The following is a 17,230-nucleotide window of genomic DNA, read 5'->3' as shown; positions in this document are numbered from 1 at the left end:
ATTAATCAACAGGAGATAACTCACTTTCTGTTACCCATTTATGATTTTTTACCTCTTCTCCGCCGGTTGTAGGGACAAAGTCAACCATATAAACAGTAGTCTTTTCCGCTGAATCAATCGTTGCTGTTGCTCCCTTCATACCCTCCATATGATCAGCGAGTAATACAACCTCTGTGCCTGGCTCTAAAGGGGCAGCGCCGGCATTTTCAATTTCTTCCTGAATAACCCATTTATGATTTTTTACTTCTTCACCACCGGTAGTTGGTTTATATGTTACCGTATAGGATGTTGTATCATAAGCACCTGTAATCGTTGCTTCAGCTCCTTTCATGCCCTCCATATGGTCAGCTTCGATGATGGCCTGACTCCCGATTTTATAGGTTGGATTTTCAGCTTCCTTCAGGTTTTCAGGAACTTCTCCGGAACCGGACTTATGATGCCCTTCATGTGCAGAAGCATCTGTTTTTTCCTGTGTTTTTATACCTGGATTTTCTTCGCCATTTTTATTTTCCGGACTGTTTCCACATGCTGCTAACAATAATAGCAGACAGGTTCCAAAAATAATGATACAAAACGTATTTCGCTTCATTTTATCCCTCCGTTGTTTGTGTCCGGATTAATTTACCCGATATTTGGAAATCTATAAGCGATTCAATGAAGTTTTTACTATAATCGGTATTCAGGCGGGATAAAAGATAGAAACCGTATTTAGAATTAGTTACTTTTCAACAATCTGGCATTAAATGCCACGATAACCGTACTGAGTGACATCAGTACTGCACCAACTGCCGGGTCCAGAACAATACCCCAAGGGGCTAAAATTCCTGCCGCCAGTGGAATAGCAATAATATTATAGCCTGCTGCCCACCAGAGATTTTGAATCATTTTACGGTAGGTTAAACGGGAAAGCTCAATAATGGAAACGACGTCTACTGGATTACTATTGACCAATACGATGTCTGCTGTTTCCATCGCAACATCTGTACCGGCACCGACTGCAACGCCTAAATCAGCGGTAGCCAAAGCTGGAGAGTCATTGATACCATCACCAGTCATTGCTGTTCGCTTCTTATTTGCCTGCAGCTGTTTAATCTGATCCGCTTTTTGATCAGGAAGCACCTCAGCAATAACATGATCAATACCAATTTCTTTGGCAACGCCGTTAGCAACAGTCTGGTTATCACCGGTCAGCATTTGTGCCTCAATGCCAAGCTCATGTAAACGGCGGACGGCTTCTTTAGAAGAATCTTTGACCTGATCAGCAAGTGCTATCATGCCAATGAATTGATCTTCCTCGAGAACAAAAATAACCGTTTTTCCCGCTTCAGATAACTCGTTAAAGGCATCCTTGTCATAAGGAATGCTGTTTTTATTCATATATCCGGGACTTACGGCTAAAAGCCAGGCATTTTCCAGTTTAGCTTTTACACCGGCGCCTGTAATCGAATCAAAGGTTTCAGGAACCGTTAAGCTTATATTCTGTTGCTTGGCAGAAGCAACAATTCCTGCAGCAATAGGATGCTCAGACTGAGATTCAATGGAAGCTGCTTTTTGTAGGAGCTCATTTTCTGTCGTGCTACCGTTTGGAATAATGTCCGTTACAGCAAACGCTCCTTTGGTTAACGTTCCAGTTTTATCAAACACAACCGTATCTATTTTTCTTGCATCTTCAAAGCCGGTCCGATTTCGGATAAATAAACCGTTTTGTGCTGATAAATAAGTGGAGCGTGCAACTACTAATGGAATTGCCAATCCCAGTGCGTGCGGACAAGAAATAACTAAGACGGTGACCATGCGTGTCATCGCTTCTTCTATGCCATAACCAAGCGAAATCCAAATAATAAATGTAAGGATTCCAGCAGCTACAGCAACATAGAACAGCAGCTTAGCCGCACGGTCGGAAAGTTTCTGTGTTTTTGACTTACTTTCCTGAGCCTCTTTGACGAGCTGAACAACCTGGGAGAGATAGCCTTCATCATTTGTTTTGGAAACCTCAATAGTTAGTGAACCGGAAGTGTTGATAGAACCGCCGATTGCTTCATCTTTTAGCTGTTTTTCAACAGGGACAGATTCTCCGGTCAGCATGGATTCATCTACCGAGGATTTCCCGTCAATGATGATACCGTCAGCCGGTATTTTTTCACCGGGTTTAATCAGTACATGGTCACCTTTTTTTAGCGCGGAAGCCTGAATAACCTCCGTGTTGCCTTCTTGATCTATTTTTGTTGCCTCCTGAGGCATCAGCTCCACTAAAGACTCCATGGAATCAGAAGCTTTGCTCACAGATTTCATTTCCACCCAATGGCCCAGCAGCATAATAGCAATCAGGGTTGCCAATTCCCAAAATAAATCATGACCTGCAAGCCCGAAGACAGTAGCCGCACTGTAAACATAAGCTACAGTAATCGCAAAGCCAATTAAAGTCATCATCCCGGGAGATTTTTGTTTTAATTCATCAATGGCACCTGTCAGGAATGGCCAGCCGCCATAAAAGAAAATAATGGATGCCAGTATGAGCTCTATCCAGTGATCACCTGCAAAAGATAGTGAGTAGTTAAAGAAAGACTGGATCATATCTGAAAGCAGAATAATCGGCAGAGCTAATATAAGTGAAATGTAGAACCGCTTTTTAAAATCAGCAATCATATGTTCATGATGGTACTGATGAGAATGAGAACTATGATCCTCTTGATGATGCTCATCGTGGTGATTTTGATGTTCGTGCATTTTAATCTACTCCTTTCTCTTATAAATATTATACCCCTATAAGGTATTTCCAAAACATAAGATTACTATTTTTATTTAGCTGTCGAATGACTGGTTATAAAATTTCAGTGATTAGAAAAATTACTATTGTTTGTACAGAAGGTGATATAGTGAATAAATAGAATTAATGAAAACAGGGGGATTATTTTGGAAAAAAAGATAGAAATTGTTGTTTACCGTCCGGAATGGAAAGAAAGTTTCTTAGAGTTGAAAAGAATATTGTATCAACAAACGGAAGATATTGTATTAGCGATTGAACATGTGGGGAGTACGTCTGTAAAAGGACTTTCTGCAAAGCCTATTTTAGATATTGATATGATTATTAATGAGTATCAGGATTTATCTGAGGTTACAGCTCGTCTGCAAGAGCTGGGCTATTTTCATGAAGGTGATAAAGGAATTGAAAAAAGAGAAGCTTTTGGAAGGAAAGACAGCTTTGTACCCTGGGAGAATGATAAAAGAAGCTGGATGGAGCATCATCTGTATGTTTGTCCAAAAGACAGTAAAGAATTAGCCAGACATTTAGCTTTTCGTGATTATCTTAGAGAGCATCCTGAAGCAATTAAAGAATATGAACAAATAAAAAGAAGCTTAGCTAAAAGAGCTTCAAGCAGGGTGGAGTATACATCAGGGAAAACAGCGTTTATTGAGGGAGTCCTGGAAAAGGTATTTAGGGAGTGAAATTGAATTGTGAAAATAAGTATAGAATACTTTGATGATGTGAATAAAAAAGAAGTTATAAATTAATTATTTTAAAATGGAAGTTAATATATTTAATTTTTATGATTGATTATATTAATATAATGTGCTATTCTTTTAACTATAGAAAGGAGAATAGCATATGCCTTATCCAATGATTCAAACTTGCCCAACCTGTAACCACACATTGCATGCAACCCGGCTGGAATGCTCGAATTGCCACACTACCATAGAAAACCACTTCGAATTCTCGAATTTTTCCACGTTGAATGAAGAACAGCTGCATTTTATTGAAGTGTTTCTTCTAAGCAGAGGAAACATCAAAGAGGTTGAAAAGGAGCTGGGAATTTCCTATCCTACTGTCCGAGGTAAATTAAATGACATTATTGCGCAGCTCGGACATAAGAAACAGGAAAAAGCAGAGGCTCAAAACAAATCTCAAGTAGTAACGATGTTTGAAAATGGAGAAATCAATATTGATGAAGCAATTGAATTATTAAAAAAGAAAAGAGGGGATGAAGAATGAAAGAAGATATTCGCAAAATTATCGAGTCCGTTCAGCTTGGTAATTTAGATGTGGATGAAGCAAGTCAATTAATTGAAGCGCTAAAAACAGAGTCTAAGCCAAATAACACAGCCAATTATTTGAAAAAAAGCCTCCGGATTGATATTGAATCAGCTTCAAGAGAAGACGTCCATGTGAAAATTCCTATTAAAATGGTGAAGACAATGCTTAAATTAGGGAGTAATTTAATGGATAAAATTCCTGCTTCCGTAAACTATAGCAGTGAAATTGATATGAATGTAGTTATTCATGCCATTGATAATGAAATAGAAGGTTCCATTATTGAAGTGGAATCAAATAACGGGGATGTTATCTCCATTTCCATTAAATAGTTATCTTCAGTGAATTATTCTTTAAAAAAATGTAATTAGAGCGTTTCCTTACCACATATCAATTTATTAGGGAACGCTTTTAGAATTAAAGATGAAGTCTGTTTACAGGTCAGGCTATCCTGTTGTATACTGTTGTACATAGATTAGATTTCAATGACATTTAAATAAGGAGTGTGCTGTGTGAGTATTGTCGCAGATTCTATATAGGATAATTTAAAACGAAATAAATATGGAGATAATTAGGTTTAATGGACCTTTTATTTGTGATGTATTTATTTCTACCTATGAAGATACCTGCTGAACTTATAAGCACCTCATCATAATAATCTTGTCCAGCTGTTTTGTCTGCTATTCTTTAGTAGATGTACATGACAGATGAATTATTATGATCAAAAAGCTGCGGTATCCCTGCGGCTTTTTTTATTTGCGAAAATTCATATTCGAAATGGATTAGAAGATGCACATTGAAATCTAATGAGCAGGTATTTTCATTCATCATCTTCCTTTTGAGCGGGAGAGCAATGTGGTTACTTCAACGACTATCATAAAGGAGAACAAAAAAATGAATGAGATAACCTATGAAAAATTACAATATAACGAATTAAAACAAATTATCAGATCATATTGTATCAGCGGGCTGGGAAAGCAGTTAATGGATAAATTAAAACCCAGCTCTAATATTAATATTGTGAAAAGCCGTTTAAATGAAACGACCGAAGCGGTGGCAGTACTAAATACAAATAGCCGTGTTCCCTTCCTGGGTGTTTCCAACATTGAGAACATCATGCAAAATCTTGAAAAAGGAATCATCTTACAGCCGGATGATTTAGTAAATGTATCCGATTTTCTCCGGGGCTGCCGGAAAATAAAAAATTATATGCTCGATAAAGAATTTATTGCACCTGTTATAGCTTCTTATGCTAATTCAATGACCACCTTTCAAAGCGTGGAAGAAGAGATTGACTTTTCAATCAAAGGAAATCGAATTGATTCAGCGGCAAGTAAAGAGTTAAAAAGAATTCGAAATAATTTACATGCTGTGGAGTCAAGGATGGAAGAGCGTTTAAATCGATTTTTGAAAAGCAGTGCAAATAAAAAATATATTCAAGAGGCTTTTATCAGTAAAAAGGATGATCGATATACAATTCCAATTAAAGCTGCTTATAAGCACCATATTGATGGAGTAATTGTAGATACTTCGTCTAAAGGATCAACCGTTTTTATTGAACCTGCTGCAGTCAGCAAATTAAATAATGAACTGGCAGTACTGAAAGCAGAGGAGCAGATGGAGGAATATCAGATTTTAGCAACCTTATCCGGTATGATTTTAGAAAATATCAGCGAATTAAAAATAAATATGGAATTAATTGGTCAATATGATATGGTGTTTGCCAAAGCTAAATTCAGTAAACAGATGGAAGGAATAGAGCCAAAATTGAATGATCATGGTTTTATTAAACTGGTTAATTGTAAGCATCCACTGTTACCAGGTGAAGCGGTCCCATTAAATTTTGAGATAGGAGAGGATTTCAGAAGCCTGATTATTACCGGGCCTAACGCAGGTGGAAAGACCGTTGTGTTAAAAACAATTGGGCTTTTAACATTATCCGTGATGTCGGGATTTCATATTACTGCCAATAAAGAAACTGAAATCAGCTTATTTGAAAATATATTTGTGGACATTGGCGATAATCAGAGTATCGAAAATGCGTTAAGTACTTTTTCCTCTCACATGCAAAATATTGCAAGTATTTTGCAGCATGTTAATAGTCATTCTTTATTACTCTTTGATGAGCTTGGGAGCGGAACAGAGCCTAATGAGGGCGCGGCTCTTGCTATTTCTATTTTGGAAGAATTTTATCATACGGGCTGCATTACTGTAGCAACAACGCATTATGGAGAAATTAAACGTTTTTCAGAAATGCATCCAGATTTCATGAATGCTGCGATGCAGTTTAATAGTGAAACATTGGAGCCGCTGTATAAATTGATATTGGGGAGGTCTGGCGAAAGTAATGCTTTATGGATCTCCCAAAAAATGAATATGAAAGAGCAGGTCCTTCGAAGAGCGAAGGGGTATATGAACAATAAAGAATATGATTTAGAGCGGATCGATAATCGTAAAATTAGGAAACCAAAATCTGTTAAGCAGAAATCAGACATATTTACCGGATATGAAAAAGGGGACCGCGTGAAGTTATTGGAATATGATGATTTTGGGATTATCTATAAAGAAATGGATTCGAATAAAAATGTGACCGTATTTTACAATAAAGAGCTGATGGAGGTAAATGTAAAACGGGTTTCTCTGGAGGTCAAAGGAAAGGATTTATATCCGGCAGGCTATGATTTAGACTCTTTATTCGAGGATTACAGTTCCAGAAAAATGCAGCATGATTTGGAGCGGGGGTCTAAAAAAGCATTGCGAAATATTGAGAAGGAAATTAGAAAGGGTAAAAAATAAATAAAGTTTACCTCGAAATTACAAGCAGCAAAAAATATTTTTAAATTTACCCTTCCAATTCTCTGATAAATCTGATAAGATGGTGAAAATATAAAAAATTGCAATGCGAAGATAAGGAATAGTACTTGCCGAAATGTTTTCAGAAAGTTGCTGGCTGATGAGAAGCAACAGCAGGAAAGCAGGGAACTCACCTTAGAGCAGCCTTAGTGAAATGAATTTGCTACAGTAATTAAGGACGGAACCCCTCCGTTACACGGGAAGGATATAAGACAGATTTGTCTGTATCTGGATAAGTGCATGATAATATTGTTTTATCATGAAACCGGGGTGGTACCGCGTAAGAATAAGTCTTTCGTCTCCTAGCATAGAAAATTGCTGGAGAGGAAAGGCTTTTTTATTTTTAATTTAATCTGAGGAGGAATGTATCATGTTTAATCATCAAAAATATGGAAAGCAATATTTTATGCCACCGACATTATCTTATGACTGGGTGAAGAAGGAAACGATAGAGAAAGCTCCGACATGGTGCAGCGTGGACTTAAGAGATGGAAATCAGGCATTGCCGATTCCAATGAATTTAGAAGAAAAGCTGGCGATGTTTCAGCTGTTAGTAGATATTGGATTTAAAGAAATCGAAGTTGCTTTTCCAGCGGCTTCAGAAACGGAATTTAAGCTGCTTCGGACATTGATTGAAGATAATATGATACCGGATGATGTAACAATTATGGTAATTACACAGGCGAGGGAGCATATTATCCGCCGGACCTTTGAAGCAATTGAGGGAGCGCCGAGAGCTATTGTCCATTTATATAATTCAACTTCAGAAGCACAGCGCAGACAGGTATTCAGAAAATCACAGGAAGAAATTAAACAAATTGCAGTTAATGGAGCCATTTTAGTAAAAGAGCTGGCTGAGCAGACAGAAGGGAATTTTTATTTCCAATATAGCCCGGAAAGCTTTCCTGGAACAGAGGTAGAATATGCGCTGGATATTTGCAACAGTGTGCTGGATATTTGGAAGCCGACACCTGATCATAAAGCAATCATTAATATTCCAACAACTGTTGAAATTGCGATGCCGCATATTTTCGCCAGTCAAATCGAGTACATTCATAAAAACCTGTCATACCGTGATGGTGTTACTTTATCTATTCATCCACATAATGACCGTGGAAGCGGCGTAAGTGATGCGGAATTCGGTGTCTTGGCCGGCGCAGAACGAGTAGAGGGTACTCTATTTGGTATTGGTGAGCGAACAGGAAATGTGGATTTGATTACCTTGGCAATGAATATGTATTCTCAAGGATTCGATCCTGAATTGGATTTCAGTCAGATGAATGCAATTCGCGAAAAGTATGAGCAGTTAACCAGGACAGAAGTTCATGAAAGGCATCCATATTCAGGTGATCTTGTTTTTACAGCCTTCTCCGGCTCACATCAGGATGCGATTTCCAAAGGGATGAAATATCGCCAGGAAACGGGTACAGAAAAGTGGGATGTACCATATATTCCGGTTGATCCTCAGGATATTGGAAGAAACTATCAAACAGATGTTATCCGGATTAACAGTCAGTCTGGAAAAGGCGGCATCGGTTATATGCTTGAAACGAATTTTGGAATCAAGCTGCCGTATAAAATGAATGAAGCAATGGGCTATGCAACGAAAAAAGTATCTGATGAAACAAGCAGAGAGCTTTCATCTGCGGAAATCTATCAGGTCTTTAGAGAGAACTATATCGAATATCATCCATACTTTGAATTGGTAGACTATCATTTCCATAAAGGAACAGGGCAGGAAGTCACCTTAACCGTTTTAAAAGATAATGAGCAGATTGAAATGTATGGAGAAGGTGCCGGAAGCCTGGATGCCATCAGCAATGCCTTAAAAGCTTATTTTGATATTGATTATGCATTGGAGGTTTATGAGCAGCATTCCTTAGGTAAGGATTCCTCTGCTGAAGCCTGTGCACAAATCGGGATTTCCCATCAGGGAGAGATATATTGGGGAGCAGGAATTCACGAGGACATTACAGCGGCATCGGTTTATGCTTTAGTTGTGGCCGTGAATAGACTGAAGGATTTCGCGGCGAGCCAAAAGGAAGTCGTGAAGTAACATAATAAATAATCTATAAATGAAAGAGCTGTTTTGAAGCATATGCCTCAAAACAGCTCTTTTTTCAATCAGGATGTAATTTTTGGTCTTTGTAGTCCTGATAGGCGTCATCTAAATAAGGCTTATAATCGTGAAAATTTCCCCATAAAATGATTTTGAATAATCCAGTTCAGAAAGAAGCCGATATGATTGCCGGCATAATATTCAACCGTATCTGAATCTTCTTCTGTCAGCTCTTCCTCGTCCTTTTTAAATTTGTTCATATACTGTTCGTAAGCAGGTTCATGGTGATAATCCATTCTGTCAATATACATTGTCTATCCCCCTAGAGTCTGAATTCCGCGTCAAAGCTTCCGTCTAATGAGTTTATCATATAATAACTATCTATGGATACAGATCCCGGTTGTATAAGCTGTTAAAGATATAAGGGGCTTATGAAATCGATACAAAAATGTTCATTTCTTGAGATAAAGTATCGTTTACCATTATAATGAAATAATTACTATTCTAAGCAGCAGTTTTATTCTTTGGTAGAACTATAATGTTTCATTATAATTCAGAATAAAGTACTGCAGAAGAGCTAGGATAAGCAATGGATTAAGACAGAAAAAAAGTGCCGGCATAGTAGTAAGATGCATAATAGAAAGGGATAGATAAGATGTTAGTTAAATTATTAGAACCATTAAATGTTCCAGATTCACTCATTGAGAAACTAGCAGAGCCAATTAAACAGGATGGCCATGAATTTGTTTACTACAATGAAAAAACAACAGACAGCTCGGAGCTGGCAAAACGCAGTGAAGGTGCAGATGTTGTGATGATTGCCAATAATCCGTATCCAACGGAAGTAATTGATCAAAATGATAATTTAAAATTAATTAATGTTGCCTTTACAGGTGTCGATCATGTAGGAATTGCAGATGCAAAAAATCAAGATATTCTGGTATGTAATGCAGCCGGATATGCAAACCAGGCAGTAACAGAATTAACCATCGGTCTGGTAATGGATTTATATCGCGGCATTACACAGGGAAATAGCGATGTCCGTGCCGCTGATTATCCAGGAGCTTTTCAGGGAAATGAAATTAAAGGAAAAACTGTCGGTATCATCGGTACAGGAAAAATAGGGATCGAGGTTGCCCGTTTATTTAAAGCATTTAGAGCAAGATTAGTTGCTTCCAATCAAGCCAGCATTAATCCGGAAGCAGTGGAGCTGGGTGTAGAGTATATGGATTTAGATGATGTTTTATCTCAATCAGATATTGTAACATTACATGTACCGTTATTGCCGAGTACAGAAGGTCTGATCTCTAAAGAGAAAATAAAGTTAATGAAAGAATCTGCTGTCCTAATCAACTGTGCACGCGGACCAATCGTTGATAATGATGCACTGGCGGATGCCCTGAACAATGGAGAGATAGCTGGAGCGGGTATCGATGTATTCGATATGGAGCCGCCAATTCCAGGCGATTACAGACTATTACACGCAAAAAATGCTATTTTAACACCCCATGTAGGATTTTTAACAGATGAGGCAATGGAGCTTCGTGCCCAAGTTGCATTTGATAATACGATGGCATTTTTAGAAGGTAAGCCTCAGAATGTGATGAAGCGAAAATAAAGCTGTATATAAAAAATAAATGATATGCTTCACTCTAAAAAGGGATGATTATGCCATGTTGCAGGCGTAGTCATCCCTTTTAAAGCTTATTTATTCTTTTATCCTGTACCAATATTTATAAATTTCCGAGTAGCCGATTTTGGAATAGAGCTTCAACGCAGGTTCATTATTTAAAAGAACTGCTAAATAACTGTATTTAGGCCCGTTTTCTCTTCCACATGATTCAATCTGCAAAAATGCTCCAGCCAATCAACGGTTATATCTTCATCTAATTTCACAGAATGCACTGCCGGCTCCTTCATATCACTTAGATTCTTAATTTGCACACTGGTACTGTCAATTAGTGAATAAGCCATTCCTTTTAGAATATCATCTAAATTTTCCAGTTTGATAAATGGGGTTATTTTAAATCGGAAATGATTTCTTATCTTGTAAACGTTTTATAGTTATGGTATTTTGAAGTTAGTCAATTGAATAACTAAAAGGACGGTGGGAAAATGGCTAAGCCAAATGGAGTCAGTAAACAGGAATTAATTCAATATGCAAAGCAATGCCTGGTCGAAAAGGGGATGGAGAAATTCACTTTAAGAGCAGTAGCAGACACTGCTGGAGTAACCCAAGGGACGATTTATTACCATTTCCGCACAAAGGAGCAATTACTGTTAAGCATTGTAGAGAATATTTGTGAAACAAGCTGGGAAGAAATTTCGAAAAGCAATACCTATGTATTAAAACAGGCAATCTCTTCAGCAAAAAGCCGCTGCTCCTATGATTCTTTTTTTCATCAATTATTTATATTGGTTACAGCAGCAAGTTTTAAAAATGACAAAATAAGATATCAGTTATCAGAAATAATACAGGCAGAAAATCAGGCATTATCAGAGAACTTATTAAAAATATGGCCGGAATCCCCTGTCAAAGGTGTTTCTATGGATACGTGGGGGATTATGTTTAATGCCATGGTGGATGGATTAGCGCTGCAGGCCTTATTGCAAAAAGATTTTCCAGTTGAAAAAGTATATCAGGAATTGGAGCATCTTGTAGGAGCACTCACTAGTTTTGGCAAAAAGGAGACAATAGAATGAAAACCTATTTGTTCACAGCAGTATGGGGTGTAATAGTCTGGATAACAGCTACGTTATTTTTCCGGATTTTTGGAGAGGATGTTCTTTTCACTCCTGGTACAGATGCATTTATGTATAGTACCGCAATGCTTTTACTTGGAACAGCCATTTTATTAACGCTGGTTATTTATCTCTATACTTTATTTGATAAAAAGGATTATGCAGCAATAAGATTTGGAATTGTAGGAACCATGATTGGGTTAGTATTGGATAGCTTTGTTTTTTCAAACTATCAAATAATATACCCTAACTTAAATGAGACACAGGTTATTGCTTTTTCGTCCTGGATGTCTTTTGCTTATGCCTTATATTTAGTGATTCCCTTTTTGTTTCAACAGAAAGTCAGGCAAAAAGAAGCTGTCAGAGGGAAATAGAAGTTTTCATATCTTGCTTTTTAATTGGATAAATCTTTTTTTCTTATCCTTCAGGTGTACAATAAGAGAAGAGGTGATTGCCGATGAGTAGTAAAATAACTGCAGAGCAGCGGAAGGCAATTATGGAAAATGATAAAACGTATGACGGCCAATTCTTTTATGCTGTGAAAACTACTAAAATTTTTTGTCGTCCTTCTTGTAAATCAAGAGTGCCTAACTTCGATAATGTAACGATTTTTAGAACGGCAGAAGAAGCTTTACAAGCTGGCTACAGACCATGCAAGAGATGTAAATCTGGAGGAGACCGCTTGCCGGATGAAGAATGGGTTAAGCAGGTGGAAACGTATATTGAAGAAAATTATGCCTTGTCTTTTACATTAAGTGATCTCGCAGAAGCTTGTCATGGCAGCCCCTATCACCTGCATCGCGTGTTTAAAAGGTTAAAGGGGGTAACCCCCTTGGCTTATCAACAGCACATTCGGATGGAGAAAGCAAAAGTCTATTTAATAGAAACTGATATGGCTGTGAAGGAGATAGCAGGGCTTGTTGGAATTTCGAATCCAGCCCGTTTTATAACATTATTTAAGGAAAAAAATAACCAGACACCACGTCAATTTAGAAAAGAATACGATGGAAGGGGTGTATACAGTGAAAAATAAACAGAAGGAAATGATTTATTATGGCAAAATAGAGCATAATAACTGGTCTATGTATCTTGCAGCAACAGATAAAGGATTATGTTATGTCGGGTCTCAAGATAAAGATTTAGATGAAATAGAAGCCTGGGCAGATAAGAAAAGAGCAGATGCACAACTGGTTTACGATGAAGAGAAAATCAATGTTTACAAAAAGCAGTTGATTTCCTATTTAAATGGTGAAAGAAAAGAATTTGATTTGCCAATTGATTTAAAAGGGACTGCTTTTCAGGAATCTGTTTGGGAGGCGCTGCAGCATATTCCTTATGGTCAAACCGTTTCTTATATGGATATAGCAGAGAAAATAGAGAAACCGAAAGCAGTAAGGGCTGTTGGTGCTGCAATTGGCGCAAATCCGGTGATGATTCTGGTTCCATGTCATCGTGTGATTGCCAAAGATGGCAAGCTGACAGGATTTCGTGGAGGTATTCCGATGAAGGAAAGGTTACTGGAGCTGGAACGGAGCTAAGTTCTTAGAGCACTTTAGTAAACACAGAGACTAAAAAGCATTAGAAGCCCAGCATATCATATTGCTGAGTTTTCTAATGCTTTTTCCATCTCACTGCGTATGAAGATTATCCGGATCTTAGAGGAAATCCTGGCAGGAAACTAACAGGTCAATTTTTTTCCACTGTATTTCCTCATCAATTGAGTTTCCTTCTTCCACAGAAGCAAAACCGCACTGTGGAGATAGCGCAATATTGTCCCCAACTACAGATTTGGCTTCCAGGTATCTTTTCTTAAGTTCATCATGTGCTTCCAGTGCCGGGTTTTTAGTGGAAATAAGGCCGACCACAAATGTAGCATTTGTATCTTTCAGCACTTTCCAAGGCGCGAAGGAACCGGAACGCGCGTCATCATATTCAACGAAGAAACCGTCATAAGGAATCGTGCTGATGACTTCTGCAACAGAATCATAAAACCCTGAAAAAAGTGGATTTCCTTTAAAGTTTCCTTTACAGAAATGCGTTGCAATTGTCATTCCTTCCGGTTTCTGCTCTAAAGCTTTTGCAGAAGCTCTTCTAAACCAATCCAGGACCTCTTCTTTTGTGTAGCCGAGAGCAGTAACTTTTTCGTTGAACGCATCATCAATCATATAGGTCCATGAAGTATCATCAATCTGTAAATATCGGCACCCATGATCATATAAATCCTGGATGGCTGCCTGATATGCTGTTCCAATGTCCTCAATAACGAGATCAATATCGTTGCCGTAGTAGGGTGTGTCCTTGGTGCCCAGCTGAAGAAAATGATCCACCAGAATCATATTCGGTCCGGAGATAGATTTTTTTGCTTCTACGCCATCGTATTTTTCAGCGAGACTCTGTAAATAATCCCAGGCCTCTATTTCCGGATGGCTTTTATTCTTATCATAAAAAATCTTTCCTTCAATATAGCCTAATTCAATTTTATTAGTTACACCGTTCATTACCTTATCAAAATGCTTTGTAGTAAAGCCGTCAAATTCTTTCAGCCAGTCAAGATGCCACCATCTGCGTCTGAACTCACCGTCTGTGACAAACTTAAGACCGTGTGCCACTTCTTTTTCCACTAGATCTGAAATGGCCTGATCCTCCACTTCTCTCAGTGCTTTTAACTCAATTTCTCCATTGAAATATTTTGCACGGGCATTTTTAATTTCTTCTGGTCTTAAAAAAGAACCTACAATATCATATTTTATATCCAGCATAGTTATATCTCCTTGTAGTACATATTTACACACAGTAATAGTGTTAATTATATGTTGAAATCGAAAAGTTTGTAAAATAGCTAAAACATATTGTTGGATATAGTTTTAAAATATAGCAGACTATCTGATTGAATGAACAAGTCTTTCAGGACAGCTTATTTTGCATTTCGATAAATATAAAGTAAGGCAGGTTTTACAGAGGAGATATTTATTTTTTATTCTTTTATAGTATGTTTTTATTGATTTTCGATAAATAATTATCTATAATCAATGGTGATAATAAAACTATTAGATGGAGATTGAAAAAAATGAGAGCAATGAAACAGCTGATCCGATTCGGCTATGAACAAGCATTATCCTGTATCTTTCCAGTCATTATTTTTGCATCCTTGGCGATTACAAAGTTTATTGAGATTCCTTTTCTGCCGAGGTATGATTTGTTATTAATCATTTGTCTGATGGCACAGGTTTTTATGATAGCCTCCGGATTGGAAACAAAAAAAGAACTTGTAGTCATCACATTATTTCATATAATTGGATTGACTTTAGAAATTTTTAAGGTGAATATGGGATCATGGGTCTATCCGGAAGAAGCGTATACGAAGTTTTTTGGAGTACCATTATATAGCGGATTTATGTATGCAAGTGTAGCCAGCTATTTATGCCAGGCCTGGAGAAGATTAGATGTTCGATTGGTAAAATGGCCATCCATCTTTTTAGCAGGTCCTCTGGCGGCTGCGATTTATTTGAATTTCTTTACACATCACTATTGGCTGGACATCAGATGGTGGCTGTCTGCATTAGTGCTTATCGTATTCTTAAGGGCATGGGTGGACTATAAGGTCGGCAATAAACGTTATCGTATGCCAATCGTTCTTTCCTTTTTTCTGATAGGCTTCTTTATTTGGATTGCGGAGAATATAGCAACTTATTTCCGGGCATGGGAATATCCAAACCAGGCAGAAGTATGGAGCATGGTACACTTAGGAAAAGTAAGCTCCTGGCTGTTATTAGTTATTGTCAGTTTCTTAATTGTAGCAATGCTAAAGCAATCACAGGCAAAAATTGAAGGACTGCTGGAAGGGAATAATCAAGAAATTATCAGAAGTAAAAACTAATCAGAGAGAAGAATTTTATAAATGAGGTGATGTTTATGCCAAAAAGCTCGACTGCATTTTTGAAAACAGTTATTTATTTAATGGGAATAATTATGCTTACTTTATCAGTTATTTTAATTCCACAAATTGTCAACCATATCTCGGATGGACCTTCTATGGTTAAATGGATAATATATCCGGTTATGATTGGTGTTTTCTTAACAACTATTCCATTTTATATGGCACTTTACCAGGCCTTAAAGCTATTAAGGCTGATTGATCAGAATCAGACATTTTCAGAAGAAGCTGTTTTTACTCTGAAAAGGATCAAACAATGTGCTTTAACCATTACCGGTATTTATATTTTGATCATGCCGTTTATTTATCTGTTTGCAGAAAAGGATGATGCTCCGGGTGCAATTATAATTGGAATGGTACCAATGTTTGTATCATTTGTTGTTGCTGTATTTGCTTCCCTTTTGCAGAAGCTGTTTAAGAGCGCATATGAAATTAAAACTGAAAATGATTTGACTGTGTGAGAGGTGATGATATGGCAATAGTGATTCATATTGATGTGATGCTGGCAAAACGAAAAATGAGCGTGACAGAATTGACAGAGAAAGTTGGTATTACCATGGCGAACCTTTCTATCTTAAAAAATGGGAAGGCAAAGGCAATTCGTTTTTCAACGCTGGAAAAGATTTGTGAAGCGCTGGAATGTCAGCCAGGGGATATTTTAGAGTATGTCCCGGATGAGGGAGAAGGAGAAGTGACTTAAATAAACCCGTTATTTATGTTTCGATACGGGGAATTTTCTTGGAGAATGTGGTTATCCGCCAGCTAATGACCTCTTCAATTACGAAATAAACTTATAAGGCATTTGTTTAACAAAAATAAAGAAGTTACCTTATCGTCAATAGATTTTTTTATACAGATAGGGTAACTTTTTATATTATTTGTCCTGTGCCTTCAACAAATCAATCAATTTATAAAGGTAATAGGCTCCTCTTAACTGCTGTTCAATTTGATAATCCATATAATCCAGCGCATCAATAACAATTTTTCTGGCATCAGTTAAACTGTGATGCTGTATTTTATCCAGTATATCGCGTACGGTATCCAATAAATAAACAGAGGACTGTACTGTCTTGATAATTAATATTCTTCTCATATCTTCCCGCGTGTATAACCGGTAGCCATTTTCGGGGTTTCTTTCAGGCATGATTAATCCTTCTTTTTCCCAATGTCTGAGAGTTGTTGCAGCGACATGCAATTCCTCTTCTACCTCTCCAATTGTATAAAACTTCTTTTGCTGTTTTTTCATGAAATCCTGTATGTTATCAGGGCTTAAGATGGTAACGGCGTCCAGTGCCTGCTGTTTTCTCTCAAATAATTCAGCCTGCACTTCATTCACAATCCATAATGCTTCAATAAACTTATATTCTTGTAATAAAGGCATGACTCTGCGAACGGTTCCCATCCCAAAGCCTGGATACATGGCCCGGATGCATTGAAAATAGGCCTCGTGAATCTCTGTGTATACGCGATAGCCATTTGCTTTCCTGATTGCCTTTGGTACAATACCCCATTCTTCATAATGTCTAAGTGCGCTTGTTCCGACATCCAGTTTTTTTGCAATATCAATTGGCCTCAGCTCCATGATTACCTCCAAAGATTAAATTAAAACCTT

At 37.6% G+C, this 17,230-nt stretch carries 19 protein-coding genes and 1 other annotated feature; of the genes, 13 read left to right on the top strand and 6 right to left on the bottom strand.

Annotation, left to right across the window (positions count from 1 at the left end; genetic code table 11):
* Position 1: 1 nt before the first annotated feature.
* Positions 2-589, bottom strand: coding sequence for a YdhK family protein (locus tag BN1068_RS15755; RefSeq protein WP_077603776.1), 588 nt, complete (start codon positions 587-589; stop codon positions 2-4).
* A gap of 125 nt (positions 590-714) precedes the next feature.
* Complete coding sequence (locus tag BN1068_RS15750; RefSeq protein WP_077603775.1) at positions 715-2,727, bottom strand: copper-translocating P-type ATPase; 2,013 nt, start codon at positions 2,725-2,727, stop codon at positions 715-717.
* A 186-nt stretch (positions 2,728-2,913) separates the two neighbouring features.
* Here BN1068_RS15750 and BN1068_RS15745 point away from each other — a divergent pair, with 186 nt between their 5' ends.
* From BN1068_RS15745 to BN1068_RS15725, 5 genes are all read left to right on the top strand, one after another.
* The gene (locus tag BN1068_RS15745) at positions 2,914-3,447 is read left to right on the top strand and encodes a GrpB family protein (RefSeq protein ID WP_077603774.1); all 534 of its coding nucleotides are present in this window, start codon (positions 2,914-2,916) and stop codon (positions 3,445-3,447) included.
* A gap of 160 nt (positions 3,448-3,607) precedes the next feature.
* Positions 3,608-3,991 carry a DUF2089 domain-containing protein gene (locus BN1068_RS15740; protein ID WP_077603773.1) on the top strand — a complete coding sequence of 128 codons (384 nt, stop codon included), beginning with the start codon at positions 3,608-3,610 and terminating at the stop codon, positions 3,989-3,991.
* Entirely contained in the window at positions 3,988-4,362 is a 375-nt protein-coding gene (locus BN1068_RS15735; protein ID WP_077603772.1) for a hypothetical protein, read from the top strand. The genes BN1068_RS15740 and BN1068_RS15735 overlap by 4 nt, the downstream gene beginning before the upstream one ends.
* 562 nt (positions 4,363-4,924) lie before the next feature.
* Complete coding sequence (locus BN1068_RS15730; RefSeq protein WP_077603771.1) at positions 4,925-6,826, top strand: endonuclease MutS2; 1,902 nt, start codon at positions 4,925-4,927, stop codon at positions 6,824-6,826.
* Between the two features lie 99 nt (positions 6,827-6,925).
* Positions 6,926-7,189, top strand: a binding site (T-box leader).
* Positions 7,190-7,253: 64 nt separating this feature from the next.
* The gene (locus BN1068_RS15725) at positions 7,254-8,939 is read left to right on the top strand and encodes a 2-isopropylmalate synthase (RefSeq protein ID WP_077603770.1); all 1,686 of its coding nucleotides are present in this window, start codon (positions 7,254-7,256) and stop codon (positions 8,937-8,939) included.
* A 122-nt stretch (positions 8,940-9,061) separates the two neighbouring features.
* Here the strand turns inward: BN1068_RS15725 and BN1068_RS15720 are convergent, their stop codons facing one another.
* Positions 9,062-9,253 carry a DUF7832 domain-containing protein gene (locus tag BN1068_RS15720; RefSeq protein ID WP_077603769.1) on the bottom strand — a complete coding sequence of 64 codons (192 nt, stop codon included), beginning with the start codon at positions 9,251-9,253 and terminating at the stop codon, positions 9,062-9,064.
* Positions 9,254-9,597: 344 nt separating this feature from the next.
* On the opposite strand from BN1068_RS15720, the gene BN1068_RS15715 reads away from it, so the two are divergent.
* Positions 9,598-10,560, top strand: coding sequence for an NAD(P)-dependent oxidoreductase (locus tag BN1068_RS15715; protein ID WP_077603768.1), 963 nt, complete (start codon positions 9,598-9,600; stop codon positions 10,558-10,560).
* A 182-nt stretch (positions 10,561-10,742) separates the two neighbouring features.
* Here BN1068_RS15715 and BN1068_RS23725 read toward each other — a convergent pair whose 3' ends face one another.
* The gene (locus tag BN1068_RS23725) at positions 10,743-10,916 is read right to left on the bottom strand and encodes a hypothetical protein (protein WP_175637168.1); all 174 of its coding nucleotides are present in this window, start codon (positions 10,914-10,916) and stop codon (positions 10,743-10,745) included.
* A 141-nt stretch (positions 10,917-11,057) separates the two neighbouring features.
* On the opposite strand from BN1068_RS23725, the gene BN1068_RS15710 reads away from it, so the two are divergent.
* The 4 genes from BN1068_RS15710 to BN1068_RS15695 all read left to right on the top strand — a co-directional run bounded on the left by BN1068_RS15710 (position 11,058) and on the right by BN1068_RS15695 (position 13,222).
* Positions 11,058-11,645: a TetR/AcrR family transcriptional regulator gene (locus tag BN1068_RS15710; protein WP_077603767.1), complete on the top strand. Its 588-nt coding sequence runs from the start codon at positions 11,058-11,060 to the stop codon at positions 11,643-11,645.
* Positions 11,642-12,058, top strand: coding sequence for a DUF5367 family protein (locus BN1068_RS15705; RefSeq protein WP_077603766.1), 417 nt, complete (start codon positions 11,642-11,644; stop codon positions 12,056-12,058). Before BN1068_RS15710 ends, BN1068_RS15705 begins: the two co-directional genes overlap by 4 nt.
* An 83-nt stretch (positions 12,059-12,141) precedes the next feature.
* Positions 12,142-12,717, top strand: a complete 576-nt coding sequence (locus BN1068_RS15700; protein WP_077603765.1) for a bifunctional transcriptional activator/DNA repair enzyme AdaA — start codon at positions 12,142-12,144, stop codon at positions 12,715-12,717.
* Positions 12,707-13,222 (top strand): methylated-DNA--[protein]-cysteine S-methyltransferase, encoded by a 516-nt coding sequence (locus BN1068_RS15695; RefSeq protein ID WP_139344850.1) that lies wholly within the window; start codon positions 12,707-12,709, stop codon positions 13,220-13,222. The genes BN1068_RS15700 and BN1068_RS15695 overlap by 11 nt, the downstream gene beginning before the upstream one ends.
* Before the next feature lie 117 nt (positions 13,223-13,339).
* Here BN1068_RS15695 and BN1068_RS15690 read toward each other — a convergent pair whose 3' ends face one another.
* Positions 13,340-14,443: a 5-methyltetrahydropteroyltriglutamate--homocysteine S-methyltransferase gene (locus tag BN1068_RS15690; protein WP_077603763.1), complete on the bottom strand. Its 1,104-nt coding sequence runs from the start codon at positions 14,441-14,443 to the stop codon at positions 13,340-13,342.
* A 308-nt stretch (positions 14,444-14,751) separates the two neighbouring features.
* Between BN1068_RS15690 and BN1068_RS15685 the strand changes: the two genes are divergently transcribed.
* The 3 genes from BN1068_RS15685 to BN1068_RS15675 are packed head-to-tail and all read left to right on the top strand — an operon-like array spanning position 14,752 to position 16,318.
* On the top strand, positions 14,752-15,561 hold the full coding sequence (locus tag BN1068_RS15685) for a DUF817 domain-containing protein (RefSeq protein WP_077603762.1): 810 nt from the start codon (positions 14,752-14,754) through the stop codon (positions 15,559-15,561).
* Between the two features lie 35 nt (positions 15,562-15,596).
* Complete coding sequence (locus BN1068_RS15680) at positions 15,597-16,079, top strand: DUF2975 domain-containing protein (protein WP_077603761.1); 483 nt, start codon at positions 15,597-15,599, stop codon at positions 16,077-16,079.
* Positions 16,080-16,090: 11 nt separating this feature from the next.
* A complete protein-coding gene (locus tag BN1068_RS15675; RefSeq protein ID WP_077603760.1) occupies positions 16,091-16,318 on the top strand; it encodes a helix-turn-helix domain-containing protein in 228 nt (75 codons plus the stop codon).
* Positions 16,319-16,492: 174 nt separating this feature from the next.
* On the opposite strand, the gene BN1068_RS15670 is transcribed toward BN1068_RS15675, so the two are convergent.
* Positions 16,493-17,200 (bottom strand): MerR family transcriptional regulator, encoded by a 708-nt coding sequence (locus tag BN1068_RS15670; protein ID WP_077603759.1) that lies wholly within the window; start codon positions 17,198-17,200, stop codon positions 16,493-16,495.
* Positions 17,201-17,230: the final 30 nt, after the last annotated feature.

Source organism: Oceanobacillus sojae (assembly GCF_900162665.1).
GTDB classification, from domain to species: Bacteria; Bacillota; Bacilli; order Bacillales; family Amphibacillaceae; genus Oceanobacillus; species Oceanobacillus sojae_A.
This window is presented reverse-complemented; position numbering and strand designations above follow the sequence as displayed.